Origin of the sequence: Streptomyces sp. NPDC057474, assembly GCF_042802555.1 — a bacterium.
Taxonomy (GTDB): domain Bacteria; phylum Actinomycetota; class Actinomycetes; order Streptomycetales; family Streptomycetaceae; genus Streptomyces.
In genome coordinates this window covers 1-9,796 of the sequence record NZ_JBHVDX010000302.1, presented here as the reverse complement: position 1 = coordinate 9,796, position 9,796 = coordinate 1, and the positions used below count along the sequence as shown (strand labels likewise).

Sequence of the window (9,796 nt, the reverse complement as noted above, 5' to 3'; positions counted from 1 at the left end):
GCTGCTTCTCCACCGCGCGCTCGGAGCCGGCGTGCGTCGCCTCGTCGATACGGCGCTGCAGGTCCGCGAGCTTCCCCGCGGTCGTGTGAAGGTCGATCTCTTCCGGCTCGGACATCGGGATACGGCTCCCTGCCTGCTCAATGAGGACGTGAAGGTGATGAAGGTGATGAGGGTGGTGCGGCGATGAGGGCGATGAGGGTGGTGCCGGTTGTACGCATGGTGAGGATGCGTTGCGGGGACGGGCGTTGTATCGGTACGTGCTCAGAAGTGTGTGGGGTTACTCATCCGTAGCGTAGTGCTGTACCTACCGTTCGGCAGTGCGGCGTTTACCACACCTAGGGTGGGTTGCATGACGCCGCGAGATGCCTCAGACGACGGTAACGACAAGCCCGACGGCCGGTGGTCCGACCTGGACCGGCCGCCCCTCAACTCCGCCTCCCTGCGCCGGGCGCTCATCCGGGAGGGCGGGCTGTGGAGCTCCCTGGACGTGGTGCCGGTCATCGACTCCACCAACACCGACCTCGCGGGGCGCGCGGACCGGCTTCCCGAGGGCGCCGTGCTCGTCGCCGAGGAGCAGCGAGCGGGCCGGGGCCGTCTCGATCGCACATGGACCGCGCCCGCTCGCTCCGGCCTGTTCTTCTCCGTCCTCCTCAAGCCGGGCGAGGTGCCCATCCACCGCTGGGGGTGGCTGCCGCTCCTCACCGGCGTCGCCGTGGCGACCGGGCTGTCCCGGGCCGCCGGAGTCGACACGGCACTCAAGTGGCCCAATGACCTGCTGGTGACTGTGGGTGGTGAGGAGCGCAAGGCCGGCGGCATCCTCGCGGAGCGGGCGGGTGCGCACGGTGTGGTCGTCGGCATCGGCATCAACGTCAGCCTGCGGGAGGACGAACTGCCGGTACCCGTGGCCGGGTCGCTGGCGCTCGCCGGTGCCGTGACCACGGATCGTGATCCCCTGCTGCGGGCCGTGCTGCGGTCGCTGGAGGACTGGTACGGGCGTTGGCGTGCGGCCGGGGGCGATCCGTCGGTGAGCGGTCTCCAGGAGACCTACGCCGCCGGGTGCGCGACGTTGGGGCGGAGAGTGCGCGCCGAGCTGCCCGGGGACCGGTCGGTCGTGGGGGAGGCCGTGGCGGTGGACGGGGACGGGCGGCTGGTCCTCGCCACGGAGGAGGGGGTGCAGGAGCCGGTGGGGGCGGGGGACATCGTGCATCTGCGGTCTGTGTGACGTGTGACGTGTGGGGATGGTGGGGTTTGGGCACTCGGGGCGCGTATACGAATCTCAAGCCCGTCCGGCGTTCGAGGACGAGCCCGGAGGGCGACAGCGGGGGTCTGGAGTGCCGCCCCCAGGGGCCGGCACCGGCGCCGGGTGTCGCCGGCACCGGCGCCGGGTGTCATTCACCGGAAAGGGGTACGCACCCTTCGGCCCACCTGACGGAGTGAGCTGGCGCACACCTGCCGTAGAGTTGAGGCCGGTCGAGTACGTGACCGCGGGAGATCGGAAGGGCAGCAGGAGTGAGCGTCGAGGACACGGGCTCCGGCACGGACGCGGTTGACCGCGTGGAGCCGCCCCCCCTCTCGGCTTCGCTCGATCGGGGAGAGCCCCACGGCGTTGACGTCGGTGAGGAGGACCCGCTGGCGCTGCGGCTCGAAGGGCTCATCCTCGGGGCCGAGCGCCGCTACACCCCTTTTCAGGCGGCGCGCAGTGCGGGCGTGTCCATGGAGCTGGCGTCCCGTTTCTGGCGGGCCATGGGCTTCGCCGACATCGGCCAGGCCAAGGCGCTGACCGAGGCGGACGTACTCGCGCTGCGACGGCTCGCCGGTCTCGTCGAGGCGGGGCTGCTGAGTGAGGCCATGGCGGTGCAGGTGGCCCGTTCGACCGGGCAGACCACGGCGCGGCTCGCCGAGTGGCAGATCGACTCGTTCCTGGAGGGACTGACCGAGCCGCCGGAGCCGGGGATGACCCGGACCGAGGTGACGTATCCGCTGGTCGAGCTGCTGCTGCCGGAGCTGGAGGAGTTCCTCGTCTACGTCTGGCGGCGTCAGCTCGCCGCCGCCACCGGGCGGGTCGTGCAGGCCGCGGACGACGAGGAGATGGTCGACCGGCGGCTCGCGGTCTGTTTCGCCGACCTCGTCGGGTTCACGCGCCTCACCCGGCGTATGGAGGAGGAGGAGCTCGGCGAGCTGGTCGAGGCCTTCGAGACCACGGCGGCGGATCTGGTGGCGGCGAACGGCGGGCGGCTCATCAAGACTCTCGGCGACGAGGTCCTTTACGCCACGGACGACGCGGGCGTCGCCGCGGAGATCGCTCTTCGGCTCATCGAGACCATGGCCAATGACGAGACCATGCCCGAGCTGCGCGTCGGCATGGCCTTCGGCACGGTGACGACGCGGATGGGCGACGTCTTCGGTTCGACCGTGAACCTCGCGAGCCGGCTCACCTCGATAGCGCCGAAGGACGCGGTCCTCGTCGACGGCGCCTTCGCCGAGGAACTGACCCGCACGGGCGAGGCTCCCGCCTCCGAGGCCGAGGCCGCCGAAGCCGCGGCCGCCGCGGAGAAGGAGGGCGAGGAACCCCCGACCTACCGCTTCGCTCTCCAGCCGATGTGGCAACGACCCGTGCGCGGCCTGGGCGTGGTCCAGCCGTGGCTGCTCACACGGAGGCCTGGGAAGCCGTGAGGGTGGGGCCGCGTGCGTGCGTGGTCGCGTGAGGACGTGGTCGTGAGGCGTGCGGTTGTGGTGGTGAGGGTGTGGAGCGCCCGGGAGACGTGGCCGTGAGAGTTTGGGCCGCGTGCGGGGTGCGGTTGGCAGGGCGCAGGCCGCGTGGTGTGGGTGAGGGCGCGGCGTGAGGCTCGTATCCGTGCGGGTGGGGGCCGCCTGCGGTCGAGCTGTGTGGGTCCGAGGTGCTGATGCTGATGGGGTCGTTGTCGTACCGCCGTGCCGAGCCGCTGCTGCGGGGCCTCTTGTCGCTGTCGGGCCCCGCCGCCGCCTTCGGCCGCGGCGGGGTGTCCCTGTCAGCCGCCCAGGGCGTCGTTGACGCACACGCCGACGATCGGGACGCACAGGCCCGGCTTCGCGGGCTTCGTGGGGCTTGTCGTGTCGCCGGGGGTGGTCGGGGAGCCCGGGGAGTCGGGGGTGGTCGGCTGCTGGGGGGCTGCCGCTGGTGGCCGGGTGGGTGCGGGTGGGGTGGGGCGGGGCGGTTCCGGGGTGCGGGCCGTCAGGGGAGTGTCCGGGGCGGGCGGGGTTCTGGAAAGGTCGCGGGCGCCAGGGCCAGGGATCTCGACGCCGATGGAGGGTGCGGGCGGGAAGGCGGAGGGGATCGGCGTGGGAACGGTCGCTCCCGGTGACGGTGGCTGCGTCGAGGCGGGGTCGCCGCCGCCCATGGGGGTGTCGGCGGTCGGGGTCCCCGCGTCGGCCGAGGGCTCCCTTTCCACGGTCGCCCCGGCGTTGGTCGCCTCGTCCGTGACCCCGTCCGCCGCGCTCGGTGCAGGGCCTGCCGCGCCGACGCCACCGCCGGCCGGGTCCGACGCCAGCCGTAGGAAACTCAGCGCCCCTGCCGCCAGCGCCATCCCGCCCACCGCGAACAGCAGCTTCCGGGGCCGGGGCCGCCGGTGCCGCCCTCGCGGCCGGGAAGCGGGGTGGCCGGGGCCGGACCCGGCCTGGTCCAAGGGCTCCGCCGATGTCCCGGACGCGGCGGGCGAGAAGGGCATCGCGGGTTTCACCGGGGCCACCGACGGCCTCCAGGGTGCCGACGACCCCGCAGACCCCGGCGGTGCCGACGACCCCGCAGACCCCGGCGGTGCCGACGACCCCGCAGACCCCGGCGGTGCCGACGACCCCGCAGACCCCGGTGGTGCCGACGACCTCGGAGACCTCGACGCAGCCGACGGCGTCGGCGACCCCGGTGTCATGGAAGCCGCAGGGGTCGCGGGCCTCGCAGGAGTCCCCGGGGGTCTCCGTGGGCCTGGTTCCGTCGGTCCCGGTGACACCGGCGCCATGAAGTCCGCCGGTGCGGAAGTCGCCGGCGCCGTAGGCGTCGCTGTTGGCGTCGGTAACTCTTGTGGCGCCCGTGTTGTGGTCGGCGTAGGCCTGGTGGCCGTGTTCGTCGTCATGGTTCGTCCCTCCCCTACGCGCCCGTGTCCCCCGGTGCGCCTGTGGCGGAGCGCAGATTATGTGCCGGGGCGGGCGGTGTGGCCGGAGAAGGTCCGGATGTCACTCGTACGGGGAAAAGATCGCCAGGGTTTGCCAAGGGGCCGGCCTGCGGAGTTCTCGTTTGGGTGGGCGCCGGGCTTGCGGATGACGGTGCCGTCAACGGCGCCTCCGCCGGGCTGGGGCGATGGTGTTGCCGCCCAGGCAACACCCGCTGCCCGGCCCACCTGTGAACCCGCCCACTCGCGAACCCCCCGACCGGCCGGGCTTTGCTCGGGCTTTCGTCGGCAGGGGGTGGCTGCGATGATCGGGGCGACAGAAGTTAACCCGCGTTAACCGGGAGGGATTCATGGGTGACGGTGACGGTGACGGTGCGGCAGTGGAGCGGGCGGTAGGGGTGGAGGAAGAGGGCGAGCGGCGGTTCGGGGAGTTCGTTGCCGTGCGACGGCACGGGTACGTCGCCGAGCTCGCGCTCGACCGGCCCAAGGCCATGAACGCCGTGTCCACCGACATGGCCCGTTCCGTCGCGGCGGCGTGCGCGGCGCTCGCCGCCGACCGGGACGTACGCGTGGTCGTGGTGACCTCGACGCATGAGCGGGCCTTCTGCGTGGGGGCGGATCTGAAGGAGCGGAACTCGTTCAGTGACGCCGATCTGGTGCGGCAGCGGCCCGTCGCGCGGGCGGCCTACACCGGCGTGCTGGAGTTGCCGATGCCCACGGTCGCCGCCGTGCACGGCTTCGCGCTGGGCGGTGGCTGCGAACTGGCCCTGGCCTGCGACCTGATCGTGGCCGACCGTACGGCGGTGATGGGGCTGCCCGAGGTCTCGGTGGGGGTGATCCCGGGCGGCGGGGGCACGCAGTTGCTGCCGCGTCGGGTGGGGGCCGCGCGGGCCGCCGAGCTGATCTTCACGGCGCGGCGGCTGGAGGCCGAGGAGGCGCGGGAGTTGGGGCTCGTCGACCAGCTGGTGGAGGAGGGACGGGACCGGGGGGAGGCCCTGGCGCTGGCCGCGCGGATCGCCGAGAACTCGCCCGTCGGGCTGCGCGCGGCCAAGCGTGCGCTGCGGCTCGGGCAGGGGCTCGATCTGCGGGCCGGGCTGGAGGTCGAGGACGCGGCATGGCGTTCGGTCGCGTTCTCGGGGGACCGGGCGGAGGGTGTGGCCGCCTTCAACGAGAAGCGGAAGCCCGACTGGCCAGGGGAGTGAGCGGAGCTCCCGCCTGTCGGCGCACCCCGGCCCGCATCCCTGTGCGCGTCACCGGCGCCCCGTACCCGTGTGTGCGTCACTGGTGCCCCGTACCCGTGTGTGCGTCACTGGTGGCCCGTACCCGTGTGTGCGTCGCCGGTGGCCCGTACCCGTGTGTGCGTCGCCGGTGGCCCGTACCCGTGTGTGCGTCGCCGGTGACCCGTACCCGTGTGTGCGCCGCCGGTGACCCGTACCCGTGTGTGCGCCGGCGGTGACCCGTACCCGTGTGTGCGTCGCCGGTGGCCCGTACCCGTGTGCGCGTCACCGGCGCCCTGTACCCCTGTGTACGCCGGCGGCGGCCCGTACCCCTGTGTGCGCCGGCGGCGGCCCGTACCGGTGCGCGCCATCAGCCATCCGTACCCCTGTTCGCCCCACTAACGTCTCGAATCGGCTCAAAGCTCCCTAGCCTGGAGTGATGGGAGAGGACAGGCGGCTGAGGGCCGTCGTGGCGTTGGCGCGTGGGATGGCCGGTGCGCGTACGTCGCGGGAGACGTGGTGGGCGGCCGCGGACGGGTCGTGTCGGGCCCTGTCGGGCAGTTTCGCCGCGCTCTCCGTGTGGGAGCGGGAACGTGGACTGCTGCGGGTACTCGTCAATGTGGGGAACCGGGCCGCGGACGAGGAGGAGTTCCCCGAGGACGAGACGTATCCGGTGCATGAGTTCCCGGAGATCGCGGAGTTTCTGCACGAGCGATGGCTGGAGGGCGGTGAGCCCAACGCCTGGGTGGAGACGGCGGCCGGGCCGGCCGCCGGGCGGCGGCCGGGCGGCTACTGCCATCACCGGGTCGCCGCCCTGCGTCGGCGAGGGCGCGGCTGCTGCGTGGTGGCGCCCGTCGTGATGAACGGCCGGGCCTGGGGCGAGCTGTATGTGGCCCGGCCCGCAGGGGAGCCCGTCTTCCACGGTGACGACGCCGCGTTCGCGACCGTGCTCGCCTCGGTCGTGGCGGCCGGGCTCGCGCAGTCCGAGCGGCTGGAGGAGGCCCGGCGGCTCGCCTTCACCGACCCCCTCACCGGGCTCGGCAACCGGCGCGCGGTCGACCTCCGGCTCGACGAGGCGATGGAGGCGCACCGGCGCGACGGCACGGTGATCAGCCTCGTCGTCTGTGACCTCAACGGCCTGAAGAAGGTCAACGACTCCTACGGGCACGCGATGGGGGATCAGTTGCTGGAGAGATTCGGGTCCGTGCTGTCGCGCTGCGCGGCCGAGCTGCCCCGGGTGCTGGTGGCGCGGCTCGGGGGAGACGAGTTCTGTCTGCTGGCGGTGGGGCCGTTGGCGGACGAGGTGGTGCGTGTCGCCGGTGATCTCTGTGTGCGGGCGCGGGAACTGGAGCCGGGGGACGGGGTCGCTTGCGGGGTCGCGTCCACGGGGGATCCGATCGGGCCGTTGCGCTCGGCCCGGCGGCTCTTCCGGCTGGCCGACGCGGCGCAGTACCGGGCCAAGGCCGCCGGTTCCGTGGAGCCGGTCGTCGCGGGGCGTGAGGGTGAGGGTGCCGAGGACCCGGTGGTCAGTCTCGCCGACCGGCCGCCCGCGCCGGTCGATCCAGCGCACCCGGGGGACCGGCGCCGCATTCGTGGGCGCCGGTCCTAGGGCGGTCCGCGCGACGGGTCGAGTCGGCGCGCGGTCCTGGGCTGCCCACGGCCAAGGGGGGAGTGGGCCGTGGGCCGGTCTGTGGTCCGAAGGGGCAGGGGCGGGTGCGGCTCGGGAAGAGCGCCGGCCCGCGTCGTCCGGTGTTCCGACCTTACTCGCGTGCGGGTGCCACCAAGCCTCTGACCTGCGGGATTCTGATCAACCTCGGATGGTTCTCCGAGCGTTCTCCGACCAGTTTCTGATCTACGCGGATAGCCTCGGCGGCGGCTGTTCCCTGCCGGCTCGCGGAGGTGGCCCCGCGGCGAGTAAGGAGCCCCTCCCTCGTTCGGTCGTGACATTCGACGATTCAGTCCCTACGATCCTGAATATGGATATGCACTCTGTGGGCACGGTGGTGCTCGGGACGTCCGGCGTCACCGCGGCCGACGTCCTTGCAGTGGCGCGCGCCGGCGCCCGGATCGAGCTCTCCGACGAGGCGGTGGCCGCCCTCGCCGCGGCCCGCGAGATCGTGGACGCGCTGGCGGCCAAGCCGGAACCCGTCTACGGGGTCTCCACCGGCTTCGGCGCCCTCGCGACCCGGCACATCAGCCCGGAACTGCGGGCCCGGCTCCAGCGCAACATCGTCCGCTCGCACGCGGCCGGCATGGGGCCGAGGGTGGAGCGCGAGGTCGTCCGCGCGCTGATGTTCCTGCGGCTGAAGACCGTCTGCTCCGGCCGTACCGGCGTACGGCCCGAGGTCGCGCAGACCATGGCCGACGTCCTCAACGCCCAGATCACCCCCGTCGTCCACGAGTACGGCTCCCTCGGCTGCTCCGGCGACCTGGCGCCGCTGTCCCACTGTGCGCTCACGCTGATGGGTGAGGGCGACGCCGAAGGCCCGGACGGGGTCGTGCGGCCGGCCGGTGAGCTGCTCGCCGAGCACGGCATCGCCCCCGTCGAGCTGCGCGAGAAGGAGGGGCTGGCCCTCCTCAACGGCACCGACGGCATGCTCGGCATGCTGGTCATGGCGCTGGCCGACCTGGAGCGGCTGTACACGTCGGCCGACATCACGGCCGCGATCTCCCTGGAGGCCCTGCTCGGCACGGACAGGGTCCTCGCGCCCGAGCTGCACGCCATCCGCCCGCATCCCGGACAGGCGGCCTCCGCGGCCAACATGCTCGCCGTACTGAAGGGGTCGGGGTTCACCGGGCACCACCAGGACGACGCGCCCCGCGTGCAGGACGCGTACTCCGTGCGGTGCGCTCCGCAGGTGGCCGGGGCCGGCCGGGACACCGTCGCGCACGCGCGGCTCGTCGCCGAGCGGGAGTTGGCGGCGGCGGTCGACAACCCCGTCGTCCTGCCGGACGGGCGGGTCGAGTCCAACGGCAACTTCCATGGTGCGCCGGTCGCGTACGTCCTCGACTTCCTGGCGATCGCGGTGGCGGATCTCGCGTCGATCGCGGAGCGGCGGACGGACCGGTTGCTCGACAAGAACCGGTCGCACGGGCTTCCGCCGTTCCTCGCGGACGACGCCGGCGTCGACTCCGGGCTGATGATCGCGCAGTACACGCAGGCGGCACTGGTGAGTGAGCTGAAGCGGCTGGCCGTGCCGGCTTCGGCCGACTCGATTCCGTCCTCCGCGATGCAGGAGGACCATGTGTCGATGGGGTGGGCGGCCGCGCGGAAGCTGCGGACCGCCGTGGACAACCTCACGCGGGTGCTGGCCGTCGAGTTGTACGCCGGGACGCGCGGCGTCGAACTGCGGGAGGGGCTGGTGGCTGCGCCGGCTACGCGGGCGGTGGTGCAGGCCGTGCGTGGGGCTGGGGTGGAGGGGCCTGGGGCGGATCGGTTTCTCGCACCTGATCTGGCGTTGGCCGATGCGTTCGTTCGGGACGGGCGGTTGGTGGCGGCGGCGGAGTCCGTCACCGGGCCGCTTGCCTGAGCTTCTCGCCCCGCCGCCCCTTCGACCCCCAGCTGCGGGAGAAGCCCCCGCCCGCAGACGACTACGCGCCCCCCACCGGCCCGTAGTCCTCGCGTTCGCGGCGGATGGAGTACGCGACGAAGGCCGCGCCGAGGCCGAGCATCGCGGTGCCGCCGATGACGTAGGGCGTGGTGTTGGGGCTGCCGGTGTCGGCCAGTTCACGGTTGCCGGAGGCCACGTCCGTGTCGGTCGTCCTGGTCGTCTGCTGTCCTATGGCCGCCTCGTCCTGGGTCGCGTTGGCCGACGGCACGAACCAGAGAGCGCCCAGGAGGGTGCCCGCGGCGGTGGCGGTCAGCAGCGATCGGCGGGCGGTGGACGACACGCGACGTGCGACGGACACGGAATATCGATCCCCTTGTGGCGCTGGCGAATTGGCCGTAGGGAGCGATGCTAATGAAAGGCGCGGGTCGTGGGAAAGTCGCGTGACCTGTGAGCCGTACGCTCCGGAGCATGAGTACAACTGAGACATCACAGTTTGTCCGGCTCCGAGTTGAATTGGTGGTGGAGGTCGAGGACGTGGAGGCCATCACCGGTGCCGCTCTGCGGCGGATCGCGGACGACTCCGATATGCCTGCCGACGAGCGGGTACACGCCGAGAGCGCGGTGACGGAGGACACGGCGGAGGCCCTCGCCTACCTGGTCGACCCGTTCGACCTGGTCGGGGAGGTGCCGGGCGTCGAACTGGCCCAGGCCTCCTGGAGCAGCGAGAGCATCGACTACGACCCCGATTCGCCGGAATGGGGTCTCGACGAGGATGATGACGGAGAGGGCGGAGAGGACGAAGAGGAAGACGGACGCGGCTGAGCGGCTTGGGAGATTGATGGCCCCGGGCGGCAACCGCCGCCCGGGGTTTTTACGTCTCATGGGG

Annotated in this window: 9 protein-coding genes; 7 read left to right on the top strand and 2 right to left on the bottom strand. The window is 72.6% G+C overall.

The genetic code is table 11. From position 1 onward, the window contains the following. Nucleotides 1-349: 349 nt before the first annotated feature. A complete protein-coding gene (locus ACFU53_RS43555; RefSeq protein ID WP_384005336.1) occupies nucleotides 350-1,222 on the top strand; it encodes a biotin--[acetyl-CoA-carboxylase] ligase in 873 nt (290 codons plus the stop codon). 287 nt (nucleotides 1,223-1,509) lie between these two features. Then, complete coding sequence (locus tag ACFU53_RS43550; RefSeq protein WP_384005334.1) at nucleotides 1,510-2,673, top strand: adenylate/guanylate cyclase domain-containing protein; 1,164 nt, start codon at nucleotides 1,510-1,512, stop codon at nucleotides 2,671-2,673. Nucleotides 2,674-3,008: 335 nt separating this feature from the next. Here ACFU53_RS43550 and ACFU53_RS43545 read toward each other — a convergent pair whose 3' ends face one another. After that, on the bottom strand, nucleotides 3,009-3,725 hold the full coding sequence (locus tag ACFU53_RS43545; protein WP_384005332.1) for a hypothetical protein: 717 nt from the start codon (nucleotides 3,723-3,725) through the stop codon (nucleotides 3,009-3,011). 14 nt (nucleotides 3,726-3,739) lie between these two features. Here ACFU53_RS43545 and ACFU53_RS43540 point away from each other — a divergent pair, with 14 nt between their 5' ends. From ACFU53_RS43540 to hutH, 4 genes are all read left to right on the top strand, one after another. After that, complete coding sequence (locus tag ACFU53_RS43540) at nucleotides 3,740-3,994, top strand: hypothetical protein (protein WP_384005330.1); 255 nt, start codon at nucleotides 3,740-3,742, stop codon at nucleotides 3,992-3,994. Between the two features lie 498 nt (nucleotides 3,995-4,492). Beyond that, nucleotides 4,493-5,344 carry an enoyl-CoA hydratase/isomerase family protein gene (locus tag ACFU53_RS43535; protein ID WP_384005328.1) on the top strand — a complete coding sequence of 284 codons (852 nt, stop codon included), beginning with the start codon at nucleotides 4,493-4,495 and terminating at the stop codon, nucleotides 5,342-5,344. Between the two features lie 454 nt (nucleotides 5,345-5,798). Further along, the gene (locus tag ACFU53_RS43530) at nucleotides 5,799-6,968 is read left to right on the top strand and encodes a diguanylate cyclase domain-containing protein (RefSeq protein ID WP_384005327.1); all 1,170 of its coding nucleotides are present in this window, start codon (nucleotides 5,799-5,801) and stop codon (nucleotides 6,966-6,968) included. Nucleotides 6,969-7,350: 382 nt separating this feature from the next. Continuing rightward, on the top strand, nucleotides 7,351-8,889 hold the full coding sequence (hutH, locus tag ACFU53_RS43525) for a histidine ammonia-lyase (protein WP_384005338.1): 1,539 nt from the start codon (nucleotides 7,351-7,353) through the stop codon (nucleotides 8,887-8,889). A 61-nt stretch (nucleotides 8,890-8,950) separates the two neighbouring features. Here hutH and ACFU53_RS43520 read toward each other — a convergent pair whose 3' ends face one another. After that, nucleotides 8,951-9,268 carry a hypothetical protein gene (locus ACFU53_RS43520; protein ID WP_384005325.1) on the bottom strand — a complete coding sequence of 106 codons (318 nt, stop codon included), beginning with the start codon at nucleotides 9,266-9,268 and terminating at the stop codon, nucleotides 8,951-8,953. Nucleotides 9,269-9,378: 110 nt separating this feature from the next. On the opposite strand from ACFU53_RS43520, the gene ACFU53_RS43515 reads away from it, so the two are divergent. Beyond that, nucleotides 9,379-9,732, top strand: coding sequence for a hypothetical protein (locus tag ACFU53_RS43515; RefSeq protein ID WP_384005323.1), 354 nt, complete (start codon nucleotides 9,379-9,381; stop codon nucleotides 9,730-9,732). Nucleotides 9,733-9,796: the final 64 nt, after the last annotated feature.

Coding starts and splice junctions, on each gene's coding strand:
- ACFU53_RS43555 (WP_384005336.1), top strand. CDS start 350: ATGACGCCGCGAGATGCCTCAGACGACGGTAACGACAAGCCCGACGGC.
- ACFU53_RS43535 (WP_384005328.1), top strand. CDS start 4,493: ATGGGTGACGGTGACGGTGACGGTGCGGCAGTGGAGCGGGCGGTAGGG.
- ACFU53_RS43530 (WP_384005327.1), top strand. CDS start 5,799: ATGGGAGAGGACAGGCGGCTGAGGGCCGTCGTGGCGTTGGCGCGTGGG.
- ACFU53_RS43515 (WP_384005323.1), top strand. CDS start 9,379: ATGAGTACAACTGAGACATCACAGTTTGTCCGGCTCCGAGTTGAATTG.